The organism is Ensifer sp. ENS06, from assembly GCF_014852205.1.
GTDB classification, from domain to species: Bacteria; Pseudomonadota; Alphaproteobacteria; order Rhizobiales; family Rhizobiaceae; genus Ensifer; species Ensifer adhaerens.
The window spans coordinates 1352104-1375762 of the sequence record NZ_JACVBC010000001.1; the positions used below are offsets into that span (position 1 = coordinate 1352104).

At 62.6% G+C, this 23659-nt stretch carries 16 protein-coding genes and 1 riboswitch; of the genes, 13 read left to right on the forward strand and 3 right to left on the reverse strand.

The features are described from left to right. The first annotated feature begins 62 nt into the window (after positions 1-62). On the forward strand, positions 63-1346 hold the full coding sequence (locus IB279_RS06700) for an O-acetylhomoserine aminocarboxypropyltransferase (protein ID WP_034803656.1): 1284 nt from the start codon (positions 63-65) through the stop codon (positions 1344-1346). 50 nt (positions 1347-1396) lie between these two features. Continuing rightward, a complete protein-coding gene (locus IB279_RS06705; protein ID WP_034803653.1) occupies positions 1397-1741 on the forward strand; it encodes a cupin domain-containing protein in 345 nt (114 codons plus the stop codon). A 35-nt stretch (positions 1742-1776) separates the two neighbouring features. Here IB279_RS06705 and IB279_RS06710 read toward each other — a convergent pair whose 3' ends face one another. Further along, entirely contained in the window at positions 1777-3015 is a 1239-nt protein-coding gene (locus IB279_RS06710; RefSeq protein WP_113188297.1) for a cytochrome P450, read from the reverse strand. Between the two features lie 205 nt (positions 3016-3220). Here IB279_RS06710 and IB279_RS06715 point away from each other — a divergent pair, with 205 nt between their 5' ends. The 9 genes from IB279_RS06715 to IB279_RS06755 all read left to right on the forward strand — a co-directional run bounded on the left by IB279_RS06715 (position 3221) and on the right by IB279_RS06755 (position 15831). Further along, positions 3221-3868, forward strand: coding sequence for a VOC family protein (locus tag IB279_RS06715; protein ID WP_113188298.1), 648 nt, complete (start codon positions 3221-3223; stop codon positions 3866-3868). A 159-nt stretch (positions 3869-4027) separates the two neighbouring features. Beyond that, positions 4028-4885 carry an endonuclease/exonuclease/phosphatase family protein gene (locus IB279_RS06720; protein ID WP_034803635.1) on the forward strand — a complete coding sequence of 286 codons (858 nt, stop codon included), beginning with the start codon at positions 4028-4030 and terminating at the stop codon, positions 4883-4885. A gap of 19 nt (positions 4886-4904) precedes the next feature. Then, on the forward strand, positions 4905-6464 hold the full coding sequence (locus IB279_RS06725) for a phospholipase D family protein (RefSeq protein ID WP_113188299.1): 1560 nt from the start codon (positions 4905-4907) through the stop codon (positions 6462-6464). 287 nt (positions 6465-6751) lie between these two features. Continuing rightward, the gene (locus IB279_RS06730) at positions 6752-7384 is read left to right on the forward strand and encodes an ATP-dependent Clp protease proteolytic subunit (protein WP_034803630.1); all 633 of its coding nucleotides are present in this window, start codon (positions 6752-6754) and stop codon (positions 7382-7384) included. Between the two features lie 284 nt (positions 7385-7668). Beyond that, on the forward strand, positions 7669-8946 hold the full coding sequence (gene clpX, locus IB279_RS06735; protein WP_034803621.1) for an ATP-dependent Clp protease ATP-binding subunit ClpX: 1278 nt from the start codon (positions 7669-7671) through the stop codon (positions 8944-8946). A 384-nt stretch (positions 8947-9330) separates the two neighbouring features. Then, positions 9331-11751: an endopeptidase La gene (gene lon, locus IB279_RS06740; protein ID WP_034803619.1), complete on the forward strand. Its 2421-nt coding sequence runs from the start codon at positions 9331-9333 to the stop codon at positions 11749-11751. Positions 11752-11971: 220 nt separating this feature from the next. Then, on the forward strand, positions 11972-12247 hold the full coding sequence (gene hupB, locus IB279_RS06745; RefSeq protein ID WP_034803616.1) for a DNA-binding protein HupB: 276 nt from the start codon (positions 11972-11974) through the stop codon (positions 12245-12247). Between the two features lie 124 nt (positions 12248-12371). Beyond that, positions 12372-12554: riboswitch (FMN riboswitch) on the forward strand. 87 nt (positions 12555-12641) lie between these two features. Then, positions 12642-13556: a DMT family transporter gene (locus IB279_RS06750; RefSeq protein ID WP_113188300.1), complete on the forward strand. Its 915-nt coding sequence runs from the start codon at positions 12642-12644 to the stop codon at positions 13554-13556. A 67-nt stretch (positions 13557-13623) separates the two neighbouring features. Further along, positions 13624-15831, forward strand: a complete 2208-nt coding sequence (locus IB279_RS06755) for an esterase-like activity of phytase family protein (protein WP_162741217.1) — start codon at positions 13624-13626, stop codon at positions 15829-15831. Between the two features lie 95 nt (positions 15832-15926). Here IB279_RS06755 and IB279_RS06760 read toward each other — a convergent pair whose 3' ends face one another. Both IB279_RS06760 and IB279_RS06765 read right to left on the reverse strand, forming a co-directional pair. Then, the gene (locus IB279_RS06760; protein WP_034803611.1) at positions 15927-16403 is read right to left on the reverse strand and encodes a MarR family winged helix-turn-helix transcriptional regulator; all 477 of its coding nucleotides are present in this window, start codon (positions 16401-16403) and stop codon (positions 15927-15929) included. Positions 16404-16631: 228 nt separating this feature from the next. Beyond that, positions 16632-18470, reverse strand: coding sequence for a methyl-accepting chemotaxis protein (locus IB279_RS06765; RefSeq protein WP_113188301.1), 1839 nt, complete (start codon positions 18468-18470; stop codon positions 16632-16634). Between the two features lie 379 nt (positions 18471-18849). On the opposite strand from IB279_RS06765, the gene IB279_RS06770 reads away from it, so the two are divergent. Both IB279_RS06770 and IB279_RS06775 read left to right on the forward strand, forming a co-directional pair. Next, a complete protein-coding gene (locus IB279_RS06770) occupies positions 18850-20130 on the forward strand; it encodes an exonuclease SbcCD subunit D (protein ID WP_060580872.1) in 1281 nt (426 codons plus the stop codon). After that, positions 20130-23585 carry an AAA family ATPase gene (locus tag IB279_RS06775; protein ID WP_113188302.1) on the forward strand — a complete coding sequence of 1152 codons (3456 nt, stop codon included), beginning with the start codon at positions 20130-20132 and terminating at the stop codon, positions 23583-23585. The genes IB279_RS06770 and IB279_RS06775 overlap by 1 nt, the downstream gene beginning before the upstream one ends. Positions 23586-23659 lie beyond the last annotated feature (74 nt).

The following is a 23659-nucleotide window of genomic DNA, read 5'->3' on the forward strand; positions in this document are numbered from 1 at the left end:
AGGTGATAGAGCATCTCCGGCGCGCCGGTTGGCGGCCGCGCTCTGGTCACGGGAGGGACGAAATGACGAAAGACAATCCTGGTTTCAACACGCTCGCAATCCATGCGGGGGCGCAACCTGACCCAACCACGGGTGCACGGGCGACGCCGATCTACCAGACGACGAGCTTCGTCTTCAACGACACCGACCATGCGGCGGCACTCTTCGGTCTCCAGCAGTTCGGCAACATCTATACCCGCATCATGAACCCGACGCAGGCAGTGCTCGAAGAGCGTATTGCCGCGCTCGAAGGCGGCACGGCGGCGCTCGCCGTCGCCTCCGGCCACGCCGCACAGCTCCTCGTCTTCCACACGATCATGAGCCCGGGCGACAATTTCATTGCCGCCAACCGGCTTTATGGCGGCTCGGTCAACCAGTTCGGCCACGCCTTCAAGTCCTTCGACTGGCAGGTCCGCTGGGCCGACCCTGCCGATCCGGCTTCCATTGAGGCGAAGATCGATCGGCGCACCAAGGCGATCTTCATCGAGAGCCTCGCCAATCCCGGCGGCACCTTCGTCGATATTGCCGCCATCGCCGAGGTTGCCCGCAAGCACGACCTGCCGCTGATCGTCGACAACACCATGGCCACACCTTACCTGTTGCGGCCGCTGGAGCATGGCGCCGATATCGTCGTGCATTCGCTGACGAAGTTCATCGGCGGCCACGGCAACTCCATGGGCGGCGTCATCGTCGATGGCGGCACCTTCGACTGGTCGAAGTCCGGCAAGTATCCGATGCTGTCCGAACCGCGTCCGGAGTATGCCGGCGTCGTGCTGCATCAGACCTTCGGTAACATCGCCTTCGCCATCGCCGCGCGCGTCCTCGGCCTGCGCGACTTCGGTCCGGCGATCTCGCCGTTCAATGCCTTCATGCTGGTGACCGGCTCCGAAACGCTGCCGCTGCGCATGCAGCGCCATTGCGACAACGCGCTTGCGGTCGCCAAGTGGCTGAAGACGCACGACAAGATTTCCTGGGTCAACTATGCCGGGCTGGAGGACGACCCGAACCACGCCCTGCAGCAGCGCTATTCGCCGAAGGGCGCCGGTGCCGTCTTCACCTTCGGGCTCAAGGGTGGCTACGAGGCGGGCAAGCGTTTCGTCGAGGGGCTGGAAATGTTCTCGCACCTCGCCAATATTGGCGACACGCGCTCGCTCGTCATTCACCCAGCCTCGACCACGCACCGCCAGCTGACGCCCGAGCAGCAGGTGGCGGCCGGCGCCGGCCCTGACGTCGTGCGCCTGTCGGTTGGCATTGAGGATGTCTCGGACATCATCGCCGATCTCGAACAGTCGTTGGCAAAGCTTTGAAACACTAGCCGCGAAGGGCGCGCCAGCGCGCCCTTCGCAAGGGTGCCAAGATGACGAATATGCAGAAGTTTGACCTGTCCACCGCCGAGGCGGAAATCGGTACGCCTGCGGCCGACCGGCTCATCTCAGGTGCGCCGCAGTTCAAGACCTGGAACCTTGAGGAGGCCGAAGGTGGTCTCTATGCCGGGGTCTGGGAATCGACGCCCGGCAAATGGCGGATCGTCTACGAGGAGTGGGAATACTTCCACATCCTCTCAGGCTATTCGATCGTCACGCAGGATGGCGGCGAAGCGGCGCATCTGCGCGCCGGCGACAGCATGATCCTGCGTCCCGGCTTTGAGGGCACCTGGGAGGTCGTGGAGACGACCCGCAAGGACTATGTCATCCGTCTGTGATCGCTCAAGCACCGGAGATCAGTCTTCGGTGCTCGTCACCAGACGAGGTCGAGGCGTTCCAGGCCGTGAAAATGGAACGCGTCCTTGACCTCGGGCTCGTTCTTCAGCCGCATGTTCGGCAGGCGCTGAAACAGGATAGGCAGCGCCAGATTGAGCTCCAGCCGGGCAAGCGGCGCGCCGATACAGAAATGCAGGCCCGCTCCGAAAGAGACATTGGCGCCTTCGTCGCGCGTCGGCCGGAACGCGTTCGGTCCGGTGAACTTCTTCGGGTCCACATTCGCCGCTCCGAGCAGCAGGCCGATCTTGTCGCCCTTTCGCAGAGTGACGCCTTCATCGAGTTCGATATCCGAGAGCGCATAACGCTGGAAAATATGCAGCGGTGCCGCAAAGCGCAGACACTCCTCCACCGTCAGCGCGGTTGCCCTTTCCGTGGCAAAGAGGTCTTTCGCCGGAAGTCCGGATTGCAGGATCGTCTTCACCGCGTTGCCGATCTGATGCACGGTCGCCTCGTGACCTGCATTGAGGAGGAGGGCGGTGGTCGAGACCAACTCCGCCTCCGACAGCCGCTCGCCATCCTTTTCCGAGGTGATCATGTGCGTCAGCAGGTCGTCTGCGGGGGTGCGGCGCTTCTCGGCGATGATGCCGCGCAGATAGTCGGCAAAATCCGCGGAGGCTTGGTTAGCGTCGAGTTCGGTCTCGTAGCTCGGGTTGAAGACATACATCCGGACCATGCGATGCGACCAGTCGAGCAGATCGGGCGCCGCTTCGACGGGAATGCCGAGCATGCGGGCGATGATCGTCACGGGAAGCGTTTCGGCAAGGCTTTTCAGCAGTTCGACCTCGCTGTCATCGGCAAAGCCGTCGATGAGGGCATGCGACAGTTGCTCGATGTCCGGCCGGAGCTGTTCGATCTGCCGCGAGACGAAGGCCCGGTTGACGAGCGTGCGCAGCCGCGTGTGCGCCGGCGGTTCGAGTTCCAGCAGCGAATGTTCTTCGAGCGCGTCGAAATCCTTCAGATGCGGCTTCGGCAGCGGCAGGCCGAGTTCGTCGCGTGTCGCCACATGCAGTATCTGCCGGCCGAAGCGTCGGTCGCGCAAAAGTGCGTTCACCAGGTCGTAGCCGGCGAAATACCATTGCTGACGTTCCTCCCAGAAGAAGGCCGGGCACTGCGCATGGATCTCGGCATAGGCTGCGAGCGGATCACGGTAGAAGGCTGGATCGCGCGCGTTGATGGAAACGCGCCTCAGCGTGCGGTCGATGGAAATGGCAGGCATGGCAGCGGCTCTACGCGGACTTCAATGGTCCCTATGTCTAAGGGAACCGCGGTTCGGCCGGCAAGGGCGGATATCGGCACCCGCGGCCATCGGGGCGTTGACAGCACGTGCCATGGCGGCCAATCTCTGCTGGCTGCGTAGGGCGCATCGGCAGAGGGCTGAAAGGGCAACGCCCGCCTACGGAACACAGACCGTAGTTGCGCCCATGCCAAACTTTGAAAACCTGAAGAAGCAGGCGAAGCAATACCTCAGATGGCATCGCGACCAATACTATCCGGTCGCAGCCGAGATCAGGGCTGCCTTGCCGCGCTTCCGCGATCTTGACGACAAGACCATTCTCAAGTCGGAGTTCAAGCTCGCCGACGCGCAGGAACTGATCGCGCGTCAATCGGGGTTCGACAGTTGGCAGGCGCTCAAATCAGGAGCCCTGACAATGACCTTGCAATCCAAACCCGCCACACCGCAGCCGGTGCTGCAATCGACAGCCGCGCAGTTGTTCGTTGCCGATATCAGCGCCGCGTGCGACTTCTTCACAGAGAAGCTCGGCTTTGCGGTCGATTTCGTCTACGGCGATCCGCCCTTCTATGGGCAGGTGATCCGGGACAATGCTCGGCTCGCTCTGCGTCTCGTTTGCGAACCCGTCTTCGTCGGCGACATCCGGCAGCGCGAGCACCTGCTTTCCGCCTCCATCGCCCTCGATACCGCCAATGACATCAAGCAATTGTTCCTGAGCTACCAGTCGGCCGGGGTCTTTTTTCACCAAACGTTGCGCACGGAACCCTGGGGCGCACGGACGTTTATCGTGCTCGATCCCGACGGAAATCTGATCCTGTTTGCAGGGCCGGCCGATTGAACGAAAGCGCGGGAAGGGGCGCCGGTAGCGCGCGTTTGCTGCCGGCGTCCGTATCTCCCGGCGTGCTATCCACGGGGAACAAACTTCCGCTTTCCTCCCTTTTTCTGTGGCACCAGGCGACCTATTTGCGCATGATGCGGCCAGCAAGCAGGGAGCGGCATGGGAAAAAACCAGTCCAGTCTATCGGCGGGGATCGTCGCTGCGATCCGCAAGAGACGCCCCACCGTCGTTCATCGCGAAGCCGCGGTCAGCCGTGGCGATATCGTCATCGCCTCCTACAACATCCACAAATGCGTCGGCACCGACGGGCGCTTCGACCCCGGTCGTACCGCCAATGTCATCGGTGAGTTGGGCGCAGATATCGTCGCGCTTCAGGAGGCCGACCAGCGGTTCGGTGAGCGTGCCGGTCTGCTCGATCTCGAGCATTTGCGCCGCGAGGCACACCTTGTTTCGGTGCCGATTTCCGGATTTTCGACCAAGGGGCATGGCTGGCACGGCAATGTCCTGCTGCTGCGTGAGGGCGCCGTTTCCGACGTGCGGCAGCTCAAGCTGCCCGGCGTGGAACCGCGCGGTGCGCTGGTCGTCGATCTCGATCTGAAAGTGGGGCCGCTGCGCATCATCGCCGCCCATCTAGGACTTCTGCGGCATTCGCGTGCCCAGCAGGCCGAGGCGATCCTCGAGGCAGCGTCCGACGCGAACGGGCGGCCGACGCTGCTCATCGGCGACCTTAATGAATGGCGGATGGGGCGGCGTTCATCGCTGTCCTTCCTCAGCCCGGTATTCGATCCGTCCCACGCGACGGTCGCCAGTTTTCCCTCACGCTTTCCCCTGTTGCCGCTCGACCGTGTGCTCGGAAACCCGCATAGCCTGGTGACGTCGGTCGCCGTGCACGATTCGCCGTTGGCGCGGATCGCCTCGGATCATCTGCCGGTAAAGGCCTCGATCGACCTGAAGGCGGCGCAGCCGGAACAAAGAGACGGCCGACGGGTCGAAGCCGGGCGTACGGGGGCGGCCTAAAGGCACGGGCGAGTTTTCGATGGGATCCTCTATCCTGTTCACCGTTGCCGCCATCCTCGGACTGGTTGTGGCGACGGTTCTCTATGTCTACGGCCGGTTCGGCCGCCGCCCGCACGGGCCGCCGTCAAGCGCACTCCCGCTGGCCGATGCCGGCACGGAGCTCGACCGATATGTGGCGCCGCTCGTTGCGGGGCAGGCGGGTGCCAATGGGGTGGCGCTTGTTTCCGACAATATCGAGGCCCTGGTGGTCCGAGCGCACGCAGCACGGCGCGCCGGACGCAGCCTCGACCTGCAGTACTACTACTGGAAGGGCGACCTGACCGGTCTTCTTCTCGCCCGCGAGATCCTGGCCGCCGCGGACCGTGGCGTGCGCGTCCGGCTGCTGCTCGACGACATCAATGCGGGCATCCATGACCGAATGTGCATCGCACTCGACGCCCATCCCCATATCGACGTACGGCTCTTCAATCCGAGCCGGGCGCGCACCGACCGCTTTCGCCGCGGCTTCGAAATGGCGATCCGCGCCTTCAGCGCCACGCGCCGCATGCACAACAAGCTCTGGGTAGCCGACGGCCGCGTTGCGATAGCCGGCGGCCGCAACATCGGAGACGCCTATTTCGATGCCGCCGAGCTCTCCAATTTCCGTGACCTCGATGTCTGGATGGTCGGACCCGTGCTGGAGCAGGCGTCTGCCATGTTCGACCGCTACTGGAACAGCACATCCGTGCTCCCGATCGCGGCGCTGCGCACGCCGCGCAAGCAGTATCTGCCGGCACTGCGCGATGCCGTCGAAGGATTGGCGCGCACGCCGGCAGGCCGGTTCTATCTCGAGCGCGTCGACAAGGCGGTTGAAGAGGCGGAGATCTACCAAGGCACACGGCGGCTTCACTGGAGTTCCGAGATCCGTCTGGCATCCGATCCGCCGGAAAAGGCGCTGATGCAGCGGCGCCAGAACTGGCTGTTGCGCGAACTCTTTCCGCTGATCGAGGCAGCCACGCGGGACTTGCGGATAATCTCGCCCTATTTCATTCCCGGCGTTGCCGGCACGCGGGAACTCGCCGCCATTGTTTCGCGCGGCGCTCGCGTGGCGGTCCTGACCAATTCGCTTGCAGCGACCGACGTTGCCGCCGTTCACGGCGGTTATGTCAAATATCGCCGGAAGCTCATCCGGGCCGGCGTCGCGCTCTTCGAGTTGAAGGAGCAGGGCGATGTCGCCGAGGGACACCGCATGACATTGTTCGGACGCCGCAACGCGAGCCTGCACAGCAAGGCGTTCGTGGTCGATGGCCTGAACGGTTTTGTCGGCTCGATGAACTTCGATCCGCGCTCCGCTTCACTCAACACGGAAATGGGCGTCGTCTTTCAGGATGCGGCACTCGCCGGCGAACTGGCTTCCATGTTCGAGGAGGAAACTTCGCCGTCGATCAGCTACCGGGTCGACATCGAAGGATCGCGTCTTGTCTGGCGTGACCGCGCCAATGGCTCCGAGCGGCTGGTGCGCCACGAGCCGGACGCGAGCCTGGCAAGGCGCATGATCGCCGGGGTAATCCGTGTGCTGCCGATCGAGTCGCAGCTGTGAACAGCGCCCAGGTTCGCGGATTTCCCCTTCGTTTACCGATATCACCGAAGCCTGTGTGCAGAGTTTGCGTCCATCGCCTCAACCGAGGATATCGATGGAAAAATGTTCTATCGCCAACCATGTGTGGAGGACGGCCGAACTTCGAAGCAAAGCGGACCTTCGATTAAGCTTATCGAAGCTTCGCGACTTGAAGTGAAGGGTGTTGACACTCTATGTAGGAGCAGAAGGTAAATCCCGTGATTCCCGGTTCGCAAAGGTTTTGCGAACCCGATTGATGAAGGTTCGATATGAGAAATCCCGTTGATACCGCCCTGGCACTGGTGCCGATGGTTGTTGAACAGACCAACCGCGGTGAACGTTCCTACGATATCTTTTCGCGCCTTCTGAAGGAGCGCATCATCTTCGTGACCGGCCCGGTCGAAGACCAGATGGCAACGCTCGTCTGCGCCCAGCTTCTTTTCCTTGAAGCGGAAAACCCGAAGAAGGAAATCGCGCTCTACATCAATTCGCCGGGCGGCGTCGTCACGTCGGGCATGGCGATCTACGACACGATGCAGTTCATCAAGCCGGCCGTTTCGACGCTCTGCGTCGGTCAGGCCGCCTCGATGGGTTCGCTGCTCCTGGCCGCCGGCCACAAGGACATGCGTTTCGCCACGCCGAACGCGCGCATCATGGTTCACCAGCCCTCGGGCGGTTTCCAGGGCCAGGCCTCGGATATCGAGCGTCACGCCAAGGACATCCTGAAGATGAAGCGCCGCCTCAACGAGGTCTACGTCAAGCACTGCGGACGGACCTATGAAGAGGTTGAGCAGACGCTCGATCGCGATCATTTCATGAATGCGGACGAAGCTCTGAGCTGGGGCCTTGTCGACAAGGTTCTGACCTCGCGCGAAGAGATCGAGGGCGGCGAGCAGGCCTGATAACGCGCATTTGTGTCGGGATAGATGTAATTGTGACACAATTGTAATGGCTCAAGGGCTTTATCGACAGGGTAAAGCCGGTAATATGAACCATTAATGCTATGTTGGAATCTGTCAGCGTAGTGTTCGTTCGGAGTTGGGAGAGTCGTTGCGACTGCGTCGGGCGTTTACGCCTGGGGCGGTGAGTACTCCCGGAAGCCCTGTTTGAGGTTGAGGCTCAGGGCAAATTGAGTGGTCCGCGATACTTATCTTGAAAGTGTCCGGCGTGCTGGAAGGAAGTGGAAATGAGCAAGGTCAGCGGAAGCAACGGCGGTGACTCGAAGAATACACTTTATTGTTCGTTCTGCGGCAAGAGCCAGCACGAAGTCCGAAAACTGATTGCCGGACCGACCGTGTTCATCTGCGATGAATGCGTCGAACTGTGCATGGATATCATTCGCGAAGAGAACAAGACCTCGATGGTCAAGTCCCGCGACGGTGTTCCGACGCCTCAGGAAATCATCAAGGTTCTGGACGAATACGTCATCGGCCAGCAGCAGGCGAAGCGCATCCTTTCGGTCGCCGTTCACAACCATTACAAGCGCCTGGCGCACGCCGCCAAGGGCAGCGACGTCGAGCTTGCGAAGTCGAACATCATGCTGGTCGGCCCGACCGGCTGCGGCAAGACCTATCTCGCCCAGACGCTCGCCCGCATCATCGACGTGCCGTTCACCATGGCCGACGCAACGACGCTGACCGAAGCCGGTTATGTCGGTGAAGACGTCGAGAACATTATCCTGAAGCTGCTTCAGGCTGCCGACTACAACGTCGAGCGCGCCCAGCGCGGCATCGTCTACATCGACGAAGTCGACAAGATTTCGCGCAAGTCCGACAACCCGTCGATAACCCGCGACGTATCGGGCGAGGGCGTGCAGCAGGCGCTTCTGAAGATCATGGAAGGCACGGTTGCCTCGGTACCGCCGCAGGGCGGCCGCAAGCATCCGCAGCAGGAATTCCTGCAGGTGGATACGACCAACATCCTGTTCATCTGCGGCGGTGCCTTTGCCGGCCTCGACAAGATCATCTCCGCCCGTGGCGAGAAGACCTCGATCGGTTTCGGCGCAACGGTCCGCTCGCCGGAAGATCGCCGTGTCGGCGAAGTTCTGCGCGAACTGGAGCCGGAAGATCTCGTCAAGTTCGGCCTGATCCCGGAATTCATCGGTCGTCTGCCGGTTCTGGCGACGCTGGAAGATCTCGATGAAGATGCGCTGATCCAGATCCTGTCCGAGCCGAAGAACGCTCTGATCAAGCAGTACCAGCGCCTGTTCGAGATGGAAGACGTCGAACTGACCTTCCACGAGGACGCGCTTCGCGAGATCGCGCGTCGGGCGATCGTGCGCAAGACTGGTGCCCGTGGCCTTCGCTCCATCATGGAGAAGATCCTGCTCGACACCATGTTCGAGCTGCCGACGCTCGAAGGCGTGCGCGAAGTGGTTATCTCGGACGAGGTGGTCAAGGGCGCTGCCCGGCCGCTCTACATCTACTCGGAACGGTCGGACGAAAAGACCAACGTTTCGGCCTGAGCGTCCTGAATTACCCTTTGAGAAGCCCGCCTCGTGCGGGCTTTTTCATGTCTGCTTCATGTGTTCACACTTAGCTGTTGAGACACCTGCGCCGGGGCGCAGATTTCACAATTCGATTGTTGCTAAAGTGCCGCAAACAACGCAATGATGTGACGATTCAATGAAGGACCTTAATGGTTGCGGTCCATGAGCTTGTAGTCCGTCGCAAGGTCCGCAACAGCATTGATGCGTAGTCAGAAGGACCCGGCCACTGTTTGTGGATGTCTGCGTCGAGCCTTGAAATGGACGCGGTCGCACTCCACTTTCATGTGGAAAATATGACAGCCGGGAGTGCCTGTAGGGCTCCCGGATACGGGCCCGAAATCGGGACGGAAAGGAAATGACATGACGAACAAAACGTCACCGGCGACTGAAAGCGCGACCTACCCGGTCCTGCCGCTCCGCGACATCGTAGTCTTCCCGCATATGATCGTGCCGCTTTTCGTCGGCCGCGAAAAATCGATCCGTGCGCTTGAGGAAGTCATGGGCACGGACAAGCAGATCATGCTTGCCACCCAGATCAACGCCACCGACGACGATCCGGAACCGTCTGCGATCTACGAAGTCGGTACCATCGCCAACGTTCTGCAACTGCTGAAGCTGCCCGACGGCACCGTCAAGGTACTGGTCGAGGGCCGCGCGCGCGCCAAAATCGACGGCTACACGCCGCGCGAGGAATTCTATGAGGCTTCGGCGCATAGCCTGAGCGAGCCGGAGGAAGATCCGGTCGAGATCGAGGCGCTCAGCCGCTCGGTCGTCTCCGAATTCGAAAGCTACGTAAAGCTCAACAAGAAGATCTCTCCCGAGGTCGTCGGCGTTGCCAGCCAGATCGAGGACTATTCGAAGCTGGCCGACACGGTCGCTTCGCACCTGTCGATCAAGATCGTCGAAAAGCAGGAAATGCTGGAGACCACCAGCGTGAAGATGCGCCTGGAAAAGGCGCTCGGCTTCATGGAAGGCGAGATCTCCGTCCTGCAGGTGGAAAAGCGCATCCGCTCGCGCGTCAAGCGCCAGATGGAGAAGACCCAGCGCGAGTACTACCTCAACGAACAGATGAAGGCGATCCAGAAGGAACTCGGCGACGGCGAGGACGGCCGCGACGAGATGGCCGAGCTCGAAGAGCGTATCGCCAAGACCAAGCTTTCCAAGGAAGCGCGCGAAAAGGCTGATGCAGAGCTGAAGAAGCTGCGCCAGATGAGCCCGATGTCGGCGGAAGCCACCGTCGTTCGCAATTACCTGGATTGGCTGCTCGGCCTGCCCTGGGGCAAGAAGTCGAAGATCAAGACCGACCTGAACCATGCCGAGGAAGTGCTCAACGTCGATCATTTCGGCCTCGACAAGGTCAAGGAGCGCATCGTCGAGTATCTCGCCGTGCAGGCGCGTTCGACCAAGATCAAGGGCCCCATCCTGTGCCTCGTCGGCCCTCCGGGCGTCGGCAAGACCTCGCTCGCCAAGTCGATCGCCAAGGCGACCGGCCGCGAATATGTGCGCATGGCGCTGGGCGGCGTTCGTGACGAAGCCGAGATCCGTGGCCACCGCCGCACCTATATCGGCTCCATGCCGGGCAAGGTCGTTCAGTCGATGAAGAAGGCGAAGCGGTCCAACCCGCTGTTCCTGCTCGACGAAATCGACAAGATGGGCCAGGACTTCCGCGGCGATCCGTCGTCGGCGCTGCTCGAGGTGCTGGATCCGGAACAGAACTCGACCTTCATGGACCACTACCTGGAGGTCGAATACGACCTGTCCAACGTGATGTTCATCACCACCGCCAACACGCTGAATATCCCGGCGCCGTTGATGGACCGCATGGAAGTGATCCGCATCGCCGGCTACACGGAAGAGGAAAAGCTGGAAATCGCCAAGCGGCATCTGCTGCCGAAGGCGATCCGCGACCACGCGCTGCAGCCGAAGGAATTCTCGGTCACAGACGGCGCGCTGATGGCGGTCATCCAGACCTACACCCGCGAAGCCGGTGTGCGTAACTTCGAACGCGAGCTGATGAAGCTCGCCCGCAAGGCCGTGACCGAGATCATCAAGGGCAAGGCCAAGAAGGTCGAAGTGAACGCTGCCAACATCAACGACTATCTGGGCGTTCCGCGCTTCCGCCACGGCGAAGCCGAACGTGACGATCAGATCGGTGTTGTCACCGGTCTCGCATGGACTGAGGTCGGCGGCGAGCTTCTGACGATCGAAGGCGTCATGATGCCCGGCAAGGGCCGCATGACCGTCACCGGCAACCTGCGCGACGTGATGAAGGAATCGATTTCCGCGGCGGCTTCTTATGTCCGCTCGCGCGCAATCGACTTCGGCATCGAACCGCCGCTGTTCGACAAGCGTGACATCCACGTGCACGTACCGGAAGGTGCGACGCCGAAGGATGGCCCTTCGGCCGGCGTCGCCATGGCAACCACGATCGTGTCGATCATGACCGGCATCCCGATCTCCAAGGATGTCGCAATGACCGGCGAGATCACGCTGCGCGGCCGCGTGCTGCCGATCGGCGGTCTGAAGGAGAAGCTCCTGGCAGCGCTGCGGGGCGGCATCAAGAAGGTGCTGATCCCGGAAGAGAACGCCAAGGATCTCGCCGAGATCCCGGACAACGTGAAGAACGCGCTCGAAATCATCCCGGTTTCGCGGGTGGGCGAGGTGCTCGAACACGCTCTGGTGCGCATGCCGGAACCGATCGATTGGGACCCGGCAAACGAGCCGGCAACCGTAGCACCGGTTGATTCGCAGGACGAAGCAGGCTCCTCCGTCGCCCACTGACGGGCGCTTGAAAATGGGTGCAGCCGGCTCGCGCGGCGCTCATTTTGCAGAAAAATTGGGAAGACCGGCCATTGGCCGGTCTTTTTTGTTGTAAAAGCGCCCTGCAAGCCTTGCATTCCAAGGGATTAGGCGCAATTGGGAAAGGCAAGACGCGGGCGAAGCGCAAGCCGCCGCGCCTTAAAACACAGTCGTTTCGAACCAATCTGAAAGGGGTGGAAACATGAACAAAAATGAGCTCGTGTCTGCCGTTGCTGAGAAGGCCGGACTTTCCAAGACCGACGCATCTTCTGCAGTTGATGCAGTTTTCGAGACCATCCAGGCTGAGCTGAAGAACGGCGGCGACATTCGCCTGGTCGGCTTCGGCAACTTCTCGGTTTCGCGCCGCGAAGCCTCGAAGGGCCGTAACCCGTCCACGGGTGCGGAAGTTGACATCCCGGCACGCAACGTGCCGAAGTTCACGGCCGGCAAGGGCCTGAAGGATGCCGTCAACGGCTGATGAGATTTGCTTGGCGGCCGGACACGAGGCCGGCAGTCCAGGTATTCGAGGGTTCGGCGCAAGCCGGACCCTTTCGCATTTTGGGGGCAGCCCTTGCGGGTGTCCGTCATTTGCTCTAGGGCTTGCCCATTCTCAGGGCGGGGTGAAAGTCCCCACCGGCGGTAAGGGCATGACAGCGCGGCGTCTTGGAGACGCGCGAAGGTGGCCCAAGCCCGCGAGCGCCTTTCCTCGATTTTTGGGGAGAGGGTCAGCAGATCCGGTGCAACTCCGGAGCCGACGGTCATAGTCCGGATGAAAGAGAATGGTCGCTGGCACGAAGGGCAGGGATGCCCGGCGTCGTGCCGTGCGCTCATGCGTCCTGATTTGTGTTTGGTCCGCTTTCAGGGTGCATGACATGAATCAGACTTCCCTCGGCTTTTCCTCCTCGCGCGCCATGGCCGGAGCCGGCTTCATGGTGTTGGCCGGGATCGCTTTCGCCGGCCTCAATGTCGTCACCCAATGGCTGACGATGAAGCTCGGTTTTCCAGCCACCGCCATGGCGTTCTGGCAATATGCCTTCGCCTTCCTCTTCTCACTGCCGTTTCTGCGACGCGTCGGGCTGTCGGCCATGCGCACCGACTATCCCTGGCGTCACATCGCGCGCGTGGTGCTGGCCGCCTTCGGTGTGGGGGCCTGGGTCTCCGGTCTGGCGCACGTGCCGATCTGGCAGGCGATCGCGCTGGTCATGACCTCGCCGTTCTTCATCATCCTCGGCGCCCGCCTGTTTCTCGGTGAACGCGTCGGCGCGGCGCGTTGGGCCGCAACCGCGGTCGGTTTCGCCGGGGCGATGATCATTCTCGAACCGTGGTCGGACAGCTTCAGCTGGGCCGCCCTTTTGCCGATCCTGTCGGCGCTGTTGTGGGGCGCTTCGTCGCTCATCACCAAGAGCCTCACAAGTCTCGAGCGCCCCGAAACGATCACCGTATGGCTGCTTGTGCTTCTGACCCCGATCAACGGCGCCATCGCGCTTTCGGCCGGCTTCACCATGCCGGATGGGACAGCACTCGGCTTCCTGCTGCTCGCCGGGATACTGACCGTAGTCGCACAATATCTGCTGACGCTCGCCTATACTGTTGCCGACGCCGCCTATGTGCAGCCCTTCGACGATCTGAAGCTGCCGCTTAACGTCTTTGCGGGCTGGCTGGTCTTCGGTTACGCGCCGACAGGATATCTTTGGGTCGGCGCAGTGCTGATCCTTGGCGCCTCGCTGTTCATCATGCGCAACGAGTTGCGGCGCGAGCGCGCCGCGCCTGCAACCGGAACGGTGTAAAACCCAAGCGTTGTCATTCGGCTGTCATCGGCATCGCGCAGAACCCCCATGTTTTCAGTGTTCGCACATGGGGGATTTCATGACCATCACTTCGCGCGTGACCGCGCTTGCGGCCGTTCTTCTTGCATCCGCAGCATTTCCTGCGGCGGCCGAGCCCGTCTTCAACCGCATTGCATCCTTTGCTGTTGCCGATAACCTGCCGGAAGGCGATGCGCGCAAGGCGCCGACATCTGCCGAAATCATCACGGCCAGCGAAGACGGCAACACGCTTGTCTATTCCGACAGCCCCGGCAAGCGCGTCGGCCTGATCGACATCACCGATGCCAAGGCGCCGAAGGCAGCCGGCACGGTCTCTTTTGACGGCGAGCCGACCTCGGTCACCATCGCCGGTGCAAAGGCACTCGTCGCGGTCAACACGCGCGAAAGCTTCGTCAAGCCTTCGGGGCTCCTTGCGATCGTCGATCTGGCCTCGAAGAAAGTCGATGCCACCTGCGATCTCGGCGGCCAGCCGGATTCGATCGCCGTCAACAAGGACCGCACGCTGGCGGCCATCGCCATCGAGAACGAGCGCGATGAAGAGCTGAACGACGGCAAGATCCCGCAGATGCCGGCCGGCGACCTCGTCATCTTGTCTTTGAAGGATGGTGTTGCCGATTGCGGTTCGCTGAAGCGCGTGACGCTGACCGGTCTTGCCGAAATCGCCGGTGAAGACCCGGAGCCGGAATTCGTTTCCTTCAACGGCAAGGACGAGATCGCGCTGACGCTGCAGGAGAACAACCACATCGTCATCATCGACGGCAAGACGGGAACGGTGAAGACGCATTTCTCTGCCGGCACGGTCGACCTCAAGAACATCGACACCAAGCGCAACGGCGCGATTGCCTTCAAGGACGAGCAGCCGGGCCGCAAGCGCGAGCCCGACGCGGTGAAGTGGCTCGACGACAACCGCATCGTTGTTGCCAACGAAGGCGACTATGAAGGCGGTTCGCGCGGCTTCACGATCTTCGACACCACCGGCAAGGTACTCTTCGAATCGGGCGCGAGCTTCGAGCATGCGATTGCCGCCATCGGCCACTATCCCGAGAAGCGCTCTTCGGCCAAGGGCGTTGAGCCCGAGGGCCTGGAAGCGGCGAAGTTCGGTGACGACAACCTGTTCTTCGTTCTGTCCGAGCGTGCCTCGATCGTCGGCGTCTACAAGGATACGGGCGCCGAGCCTGAGCTGCTGCAGCTCCTGCCGTCGGGCATCTCGCCGGAAGGCGCCGTCGCGATCCCCGCGCGCAATCTCTTTGCGACCGCAAACGAAGTCGATCTCGTCGAGGACGGCGGCGCGCGCTCGCACGTGATGATCTATGAGCGTGCCGAGGGCGAAGCGGTCTATCCGCAGATCCGCTCCGCCGAGAAGGATGGCCTGCCGATCGGCTTCGGCGCACTCTCCGGTCTCGCTGCCGTCGCCGACAAGCCCGGCTTCCTGCGCGCCGTCAACGATTCGGTCTACTCGTCGCAGCCCACGATCTTCACCATCGACGCCACCCAGAAGCCGGCGCTGATCACCGAAGCGCTCGCCATCACCCGCGATGGCGCACCGGCGCAGAAGCTCGACATCGAAGGCATCGCCAATGACGGGGAAGGGGGCTTCTGGCTTGCGTCGGAAGGCAACTCCGACAAGCTCTACAGCCACGCGATCTTCCACGTGAACAAGAAGGGCGAGATCAAGAAGGAAATCGCCCTGCCGGAAGCGCTGCGTGCCGGCGAAACCCGCTTTGGCTTCGAAGGCATCACCGTTGTCGGCGAAGGCGACGAGCAGACGCTGTGGATGGCGGTTCAGCGCGAATGGAAGGATGACGAGAAGGGCTTCGTCAAGCTCGTCTCCTACAACGTGAAGAGCGAAGAATGGGGCGCCGTGCGCTACCCACTCGAAAAGGCCGGTGACGGCTGGGTTGGTCTGTCGGAAATTTCCGTCCACGGCGACTATGCCTATGTCATCGAGCGCGACAACCTGATCGGTCAGGCTGCCAAGCTGAAGAAGATCTATCGCGTTGCGCTCTCGGAACTGAAGCCAGCTGCCCTTGGCGGTGAACTGCCCGTCGTCAAGAAGGAAGAGGTTCGTGACCTCATTCCGGAACTGAAGGCGCTGAATGGCTACGTCGTCGACAAGGTCGAAGGCTTCACCGTCGATGCCGCCGGCAACGGCTATGTCGTCACCGACAATGACGGCGTCGACGACTCCTCTGGCGAAACCCTGTTCTTCTCCATTGGCGCCATTAACGCGATGTAAGCGTTACCGCCCGGAGAAAACGGGAGAGGCCGGGACATGACGTCCCGGCCTCTTTCTGTTTCGGCACTTGTGATTTGCGACGAGCGAGAACGCTCCTAGCGGGCGATCGCGATCTGCGCTGCCTCTTCGGCCTCATCCTTGCGCTTGCGGATCTCGTCCGTCCGGTCGACCAGCTTGCCGACGATATCAAAGAGCGCGTCGAGTTCTTCGTCGTCGAGGGCCGAGAAGATCTCCTCGAGCAGCTGCTTGCGCGGATGCTCTGCGGCTTCCAGTACGACGCGGCCCGTTTCGGTGATCGAGACGATCTTGGCGCGCCGGTCTTCAGGATCGGGCTTGCGCATGACCAGGCGGTCACGCTCCAGGCCGTCGATCGCTTCGGTGACGGTGCGCGGCGCGAAGTTCAGCGCACAGGCGATGTCGGTCGAACGACAGGGGCCGAGCTTGCTGAGGAAGAAGAGGAACTTGCTGCGCGCCAGCGACACGCCTTCCTCGGTCATCGATTCGTTCACCAGCCGGTGAACCCGGTGATAAAGCTCGAACAGTCTATCGGAAACTTCAAATGTCTTCTTCATGATCGTCGCTGGAATTTCATGAGGTGCCATGTGAAATGGCAGTAACATTAGTGATAGTTATAATTGCCGGATTTGTCGACACAAACCTCCGGCGTTTCACGGTAACTCCATCGCCGACAAAGAAACGGCCACCATTTCTGGCGGCCGTTTCACTCGATGCGGCAAGAAATTCTCGCGACAGGCGACCGTTTGCGCGTCACACGACTTGCGCGACGCCTCCGATCGCGATCAGGCGGCCCAGCGCGCGCCGTTGGTCGACTGGGCGTAGCCGTGACCGCCAGCCTCGGCGAGCGTGAAGCGCGCGATCAGTTCGCGCAGACGGCCGGCTTCCTGGGCAAGCGTCGCGCTTGCCGCATTGGCTTCCTCGACCATCGCCGCGTTCTGCTGGGTGACCTGGTCCATCTGGTTGACGGCCGTATTGACCTCGGAGAGCCCGGCGGACTGTTCCTGTGCCGAGACGGCGATCGCATCCATATGCTGGTTGATCGTGACGATGAAGCCTTCGATCGTGCGAAGAGCCTCGCCGGTTTCGCGCACGAGACGGACGCCGCTTTCGACTTCGACGGCGGAGTTGCGGATCAGATCCTTGATCTCCTTGGCCGCGTTGGCCGAGCGCTGGGCAAGCTCGCGCACTTCCTGGGCGACGACGGCGAAACCCTTGCCGGCATCACCGGCACGTGCTGCTTCGACGCCGGCGTTGAGCGCCAGCAGGTTGGTCTGGAAAGCGATCTCGTCGATGACGCCGATGATGTTGGAGATCTGGCTCGACGAATGCTCGATGCGGCCCATGGCGTCGACCGCGCCCGAGACGATCGCGCCGGACTTGCGGGCGCTTTCGTTGGCCTGGCCGGCAACGCTGCGGGCCTCGTGGGTGCGCTTTGACGAATTGCCGACATTGACCGTGATCTGGTCGAGTGCTGCCGCCGTTTCTTCCAGAGACGCTGCCTGCTGCTCGGTCCGGCGCGACAGGTCGTCGGCGCTCTGGCTGACTTCACGGGCACCGCTGTCGATGCTGCCCGATGCTGACGAGACGGCGGCAAGCGTGTCGGCGAGCTGGGCGACAGCCTGGTTCAGGTCGTGACGCAGCTGCTCGAAATCGGGCGAGAAGGGTTCGTTGAGCTGGAAAGCGAGATCGCCCGAAGCAAGGCGGCGCAGGCCGCTCGCAAGACCGGCGGTGGCTTCCTGAAGGCGGCGCTGGGCTGCTGCTTCCGCTTCTTCCGTCACGCGCAGACGCTCGGCTTCCGCCTTGGCGCGCTGTGTCTGGGCGTCGGCTTCGAGATGCTGATTGGCGATCGCCGCCTGGCGGAAGACCTCGACCGCACGGGCCATCTCGCCGATTTCGTCCTTGCGGGCGCCATAGGGGATGCTGCTGTCGGTGTCACCTTCGGCAAGGCGTGCCATCGAGCGGGTGATGATCTGGATCGGGCGAGCGATGCCGCGCACGGCATAGAGGATGGCGCCGAGCACGATGACGGCGGCAAGGGCGATGACGCCGATCTCGATCATGCGGATCTGGTCATGCGTGGCCGAGCTTGCGGCAACGGCGGCATCCGCGCCGGCGAGGTTCAGCGCCCGCATTTCCTTGATCGCCTCGTCGACCTTGCCTTCGGTCTCGCGCATCTCGACCTTGAAGACGCTCTGCGCCTTCATGTTCTCGAGGTTGTTGGAGAGCTTGACCATGCCTTCGGCGACGGAGAGATAGGCCTGATAGGCAGTCCGGACATTGTCGAGCGCCGCCTTGTCGGCATCGGTGACCATCAGGCTCGAATATTCGTCGGCGAGCTTGTTGAAGCCTCCGACGGTCTCACCGATGACCTTTTCCGCTGCCTTCTTTTCAAACGGCGTCAGGGAAATCAGATGGCGGGCAAACGCCATGCGGGTATCGGAAAGCTGCGTTTCGAGCGCGCGGGAAAGCGAGACGCGCGGTAGCCAGGTGGTGGCGATCTCGTTGTTGCGCTCGTTCATCATCTTGATGCCGCCGAGAGATGAAACGGCAAGCGCCGAAACGATAACGGCGACCACGAGGAAAAGGGCAATAAGCGTGCGGGAAATCTTGAGCCGTGACATGGTACCCCCGGAAGGACGGCCGTCCGTAAAATTGTACTTGAATTAAGTCATTCCGGCTCTTGATCGTCATGACGGAGCGGATAGCCGAAGCAGGAATCATTCCGGTGCCTGGACGCGCTTGAAACGCAGCCGGGGCAAACCTATCGAACAAGATCTTACAAAAGCCCTAATCAATTAAAGTGAGTATAATCTGATATTTGCAGGTAGCGCCGCGATGTCTTGAACAGACGATGTTAACAATCGCCGCCAACAGCATTTGTATTAGCGCCGCCTTTACTTCAGCAGGCTGAAATATGCTTGCCGGGAGCCTGCGCATCTCGCAAGTGGATGACGTGTGACGGCTGATTGACGGGCGGTGGCGGGACGGCCATGGTCGGCCATGCCCTTCCGTTTCGTCCATACCGCAGACCTGCATCTCGATTCGCCTCTCCGCAGCCTCGCCCTTAGAAATGCCGACCTCGCAGAGATCGTGCGCGGGGCGTCGCGGCAGGCTCTGGTCAAGATCGTCGATCTCTGCATCGCCGAAGAGGCCGATGCCCTGCTGATTGCCGGCGATCTCTATGACGGCAGCCAGACGTCGATGAACACGGCCCTGTTTCTCGGACGGGAACTGCGCCGGCTGGATGAACACGGCATCCGCGTCTTCATCATCCGCGGCAACCACGACGCCCAGTCGCAGGTCACCAATGAACTGACCCTGCCGCCATCCGCCCACGTCTTCAAGGGCAGGGCAAAGGCGGTGGTCGCCAAGACGCTGGCAAGCGGTCGCGACGTCTATGTGCACGGCGTGAGCTTCGCCAGCCCGCATGCGCCCGAAAGCCTGCTTCCGGCCTTCCAGCCGCCGGTGCCCGGTGCGGTGAACATCGGCATGCTGCACACGAGCCTCGCAGGGGCCGCAGGTCACGATCTCTATGCCCCCTGCAGCGTCGCCGATCTCGTTGCCCATGGCTTCGATTACTGGGCGCTCGGCCACATCCACCAGCGGCAGGTCCATGCGGCGGAGCCCTTCATCGTGATGCCGGGTATGCCGCAGGGTCGCGACATCAATGAAGTCGGCGTGAAGAGCGTGTCGTTCGTCACGGTCGACGACGACGGCCATGTCAGTCTTGCCGAGCGGGCGATCGGCATCGCCAGCTTCGAACGCCTTCGTGTCGATCTGACGGGCATCACGGAATGGCGCGACATGCTCGATGCCGTCAGGCAGGCGCTTTCGCGCACCTGTGGTGAAGCGGCGGCAGAGAACGTCATCCTGCGTCTGACGCTCGCAGGCGCGACGCCCTTGGCCTGGCGCCTTCGCCGTGACGCGGACCTGTTGCGGGCGGAGATCGACAACATTGCCGCCGGCATCGCCGGCTGCTGGATCGAGAAGGTCGAACTCACCTGCGGCAACGCCCGGACCGAAAAACCGGGCGCCATGCTCGATCCCGTCGAAGAGCTGGCGGCGCTCGTCGAAGCGGACGTCTTGCCGGCGCACGGGTTTCGCCAGGACGTGCTGGCGGCCGTGGAAGACGTCCTGCAACAGCTTCCGCCCGAGCTTCGCCAATCGCTGGCGCCGGACGAAGAGGCGGTCGCGCGGCTGGCGTTTGAAGCCGGTGTGTCGGGAACCGCCGAGGTGCTCGCCCATCTTCATGGCGGTGGCGCCGGCGAGGGTGGCCACTGATGCGGATCAGCGCGCTCGATCTCGTCCGCTACGGCAAGTTTACCGATCGTCGCCTTGACTTCGGCGATGGCGTGCCCGGCACTCCCGACCTCCACATCGTCTACGGCCCGAACGAGGCTGGAAAATCGACTCTGTTTTCCGGTTTTCTCGACCTACTCTTCGGCATCGAGCATTCGAGCCCCTACGGCTTCCTGCACCCTTACCAGACGATGCGCGTGGGCGGCACGATCGAAGCGGCCGGCCGCTTCGATCGGGTCTTCCGCATCAAGAGAAAGACGAATTCACTGGTCGGCCTCGACGACCAGCCCTTGCCCGACAACACGTTTTCCGGAGCGCTCGGCGCGATCGATCGCGACACCTACCAGATGATGTTCTCGCTGGACGACGAGAGCATCGAGAAGGGCGGCGAGGCGATCCTGAAAAGCGAGGGCGAACTCGGGTCACTGCTGTTTTCGGCGAGCTCGGGCCTGCCGGACAGCACGGCGATCCTTGCGGCCCTGCGCGGGCAGGCCGACGGCTTCTACCGGCCACAGGCGCGCAAGCATCAGCTTGCGGAACTGAAAGGCGAGCTTGAGGCCCTGAGGGTCGAACGCAATGCGCTCGATATCAATGCACGCGAATATGCGGCGCTGCGCAAGACGCTGACGCAGGCGCGTGAACGCCACGACGAAGCGATCACGCGTCGAGCCGAGTTGCGGCTGGCGCGGGCCCGCCTGAAAGTCGAGGTCGAAGCGTTGCCCCATTTCGGCAGGCTGCGCGCCCTCCGTGCGGAACTGGCGGGCGCTCCGCCGCTGCCGGTCCCGCCAGCGGAGTGGGCGAGTGAACTGCCGGCGCTTCGGCGCCAGGAGGCGGAGACGGAGATCAGGCTACGACAGATCGACAGCGAGATGCAGCATCGCCGCGATGCGCTCGAGGAAATGCCGCTCGACAAGGAAGGCCTCTGCCTGATCGAGCGCCTGACCGCGCTTCAGGAAACCGCGCTTGATGCGCGTTATGTCACCGCGGCGCGCGACATGCCGTCTCGATTGGAGGATCTGGCGCGGACCGGGGCAGAAATTCTTGGCTGCCTGTTGCGGCTCGGCGAACCGGCTGACCGCGATCCCGCGTCGCTTTTACTTGCGGCCGGGACCGGCGCGCAGCTTCAGGATTTGGCGCGCCGGCACTCGGCCCTCGTCGAACGTGTCGCTTCGGCTCGCCTGGAGCTGCAGAGCGCCGTCGAATCGGATCGGGACGCTGAAGGCGATTTGCTACGGCTCGAAGAGCAGGGGGCAGCGGACGTCTCCGGGCTTGCCGAAAAGCTGTCGCTGTTGCGGCGCAGCGACTGCGTCCTGCGCAAGCAGGCGGCGCAACAGGCCATCGACCGGTTGGATGCGGAACTCGCCGACAAGCTTGTGCAGCTGAGGCCCTTTGCCGGAACGGCCGATGACCTGCTCGCGCTCGACGCCCCGTCGCCGGCAACGCTGGAGACCTGGCGCAGGGCAGCTGCCAGTCAGGAGGAGCGGCATTTGCGAGTTGTCGACCGCATCGCCGCCGAGCAGGAGTTGCTGGCGGGGGACGAGGCGCGGCTGGCCGGGCTGTCCGCCGTTGGCGGCACGATGGACGATTTCTCGGCCTCAGCACTGCGTCAGCGCCGCAATGAAGCGTGGCGCCAGCACAAGGCGGAGCTTGCTCTGGAAACGGCCACTGCCTTCGAGCAGGCGATGAGCGAAGACGATGAGGTTTCCGCGCGACGCCTTGCGGACACGGCGCAGCTTGCCGACATGCGCGGCTTGTCGCTGTCGATCGCCGAGCGGCGTGCCCGCATCGCGACGCTGCGTCAGCAGGAGAAGCAATCTCTGGCCGACGCGGCGACGCAAGCGCAGGTTTTGGCAACAGCCGTCTTGGCCTGCGGCTTACCTAGCGTGATGCGTCTGACGCAGCTGGAGGCTTGGCTGACCACACGGCTTGCGGCGCTGGACCTGCGCGCGCATTTGCGCGCGGCGCGCCAGGATTTCGATCGCGCCCATTCCGAGGAGGCCGAAGCGATTGCCGGCTTGCGCGAGGAGCTTGCGGCCATAGATATCGACGGACGCCTGCCGGAGCGGCTCGACAACCTTCTCCTTGCCGCCGAGCAGGCGGTGTCGCAGGCGCGTGCGCTGGACGGCGCCCGCAACGCAGCCCGTGAGGCGGCAAAGCGGGCGCGAACGCTTCTGGAAAGCCGGCAGTCGGCGCTCGATCTGGCTGAAGACGCGATGGACGCGTGGCAAGAACAATGGTCGGAACTTCTTGCCAAAAGCTGGTTGGCCGCGCGGAGCGAACCGCTGACGCCAGAGCAGACCGGTCCGATGCTGACGATCCTGCAGGAGCTCGATAAGCTGACGCAGCGCAAGGCCGACCTCGAATATCGCATCGCCGGCATGCGCAAGGACCAGGTTGAATTCGACCGTGCCATTGCCGAGCTTGCCCGCGGGACGGCCGCTGATGACACACTGACGACCTACATGACGTTGAAGACGCGCGCCGCCGAGGCGCAGCGGCTTTCGGATCGCCGCGCAACCTTCCTCGCCGAAATCGCCCGCCTGGAGGAAGAGCGGCGTGTCGCCTGTGCGGAGCGGGAACTCCATGTGGCGCGCAGGCGGCAGGTGCTTGAATTCTTCGACTGCGAAACGCTCGATGAGGCCGCGCAGCTATTCGAGGCCGGTCGGGAACAGCAGCGCCTGCGTGAACGCATCGCCGAATCGGAGGCGGATCTTGCCTCCCGCCTTGATGTCGCCGAGAGCACGCAGGCGGAGGCTTTGCTCGCGGAACTCGATGACACGGCGGTGCGGCTGGAGCTGGCACGGCTGGATGCCGCACTCGAACAAAGCGACCGCGACGTCAGTGAACTGCATACGGAGATGCGGGAAAGAGAAAAGGCGCTCGCGGCTGTCGAAGGCGGCGACACGGTCGCAGAACTCGAACAGAAGCGGCGGACGTTGCTGCTCGACATCGAAAACAAGGCGCTTGCCTATCTGCGGCTTCGCGCCGGCGTAATCGCCGCCGAGACCGCGCTCCGGCTTTTCCGCGAGCGGCATCGCAGCGCAATGATGCGGCGCGCGTCGGAGACCTTCAGCCGGATCAGCGGCGGAGAATATTCCGGCCTGTCGGCGCAGTCCGACCGGGGACAGGAGTTCCTGATCGCCAATGCGGCGGCCGGTGGGTCGAAGCTTGCCAAGGATCTCTCCAAGGGCACGCGCTTTCAGCTCTATCTGGCGCTCAGAATCGCCGGCTATCACGAAATCGCAGCCGCGCGCGAATCGCTGCCCTTCATCGCCGACGACATCATGGAGACCTTCGACGACGGACGCGCCGGCCGCGCCTTCGAGCAGATGGCCGAAATGGCCCGCGTCGGCCAGGTGATCTATCTGACGCACCACGAGCATCTTTGCGAGATCGCCCGTGAGGCCTGTCCGACTGTGACAATCCACAGGTTATGATAGGCTCGCGGGCGAGGTCGGGCCTGTTGGCCGTAGCGCACTTTCGCTGACGACGAGCGCCACACACGAAAATC

Bases quoted from the DNA above. Each gene is read 5' to 3' on its own strand.
- IB279_RS06700 (WP_034803656.1), top strand. From the start codon at position 63: ATGACGAAAGACAATCCTGGTTTCAACACGCTCGCAATCCATGCGGGG.
- IB279_RS06705 (WP_034803653.1), top strand. From the start codon at position 1,397: ATGACGAATATGCAGAAGTTTGACCTGTCCACCGCCGAGGCGGAAATC.
- IB279_RS06710 (WP_113188297.1), bottom strand. From the start codon at position 3,015: ATGCCTGCCATTTCCATCGACCGCACGCTGAGGCGCGTTTCCATCAAC.
- IB279_RS06715 (WP_113188298.1), top strand. From the start codon at position 3,221: ATGCCAAACTTTGAAAACCTGAAGAAGCAGGCGAAGCAATACCTCAGA.
- IB279_RS06720 (WP_034803635.1), top strand. From the start codon at position 4,028: ATGGGAAAAAACCAGTCCAGTCTATCGGCGGGGATCGTCGCTGCGATC.
- IB279_RS06725 (WP_113188299.1), top strand. From the start codon at position 4,905: ATGGGATCCTCTATCCTGTTCACCGTTGCCGCCATCCTCGGACTGGTT.
- IB279_RS06730 (WP_034803630.1), top strand. From the start codon at position 6,752: ATGAGAAATCCCGTTGATACCGCCCTGGCACTGGTGCCGATGGTTGTT.
- clpX (WP_034803621.1), top strand. From the start codon at position 7,669: ATGAGCAAGGTCAGCGGAAGCAACGGCGGTGACTCGAAGAATACACTT.
- lon (WP_034803619.1), top strand. From the start codon at position 9,331: ATGACGAACAAAACGTCACCGGCGACTGAAAGCGCGACCTACCCGGTC.
- hupB (WP_034803616.1), top strand. From the start codon at position 11,972: ATGAACAAAAATGAGCTCGTGTCTGCCGTTGCTGAGAAGGCCGGACTT.
- IB279_RS06750 (WP_113188300.1), top strand. From the start codon at position 12,642: ATGAATCAGACTTCCCTCGGCTTTTCCTCCTCGCGCGCCATGGCCGGA.
- IB279_RS06755 (WP_162741217.1), top strand. From the start codon at position 13,624: ATGGGGGATTTCATGACCATCACTTCGCGCGTGACCGCGCTTGCGGCC.
- IB279_RS06760 (WP_034803611.1), bottom strand. From the start codon at position 16,403: ATGAAGAAGACATTTGAAGTTTCCGATAGACTGTTCGAGCTTTATCAC.
- IB279_RS06765 (WP_113188301.1), bottom strand. From the start codon at position 18,470: ATGTCACGGCTCAAGATTTCCCGCACGCTTATTGCCCTTTTCCTCGTG.
- IB279_RS06770 (WP_060580872.1), top strand. From the start codon at position 18,850: ATGCCCTTCCGTTTCGTCCATACCGCAGACCTGCATCTCGATTCGCCT.
- IB279_RS06775 (WP_113188302.1), top strand. From the start codon at position 20,130: ATGCGGATCAGCGCGCTCGATCTCGTCCGCTACGGCAAGTTTACCGAT.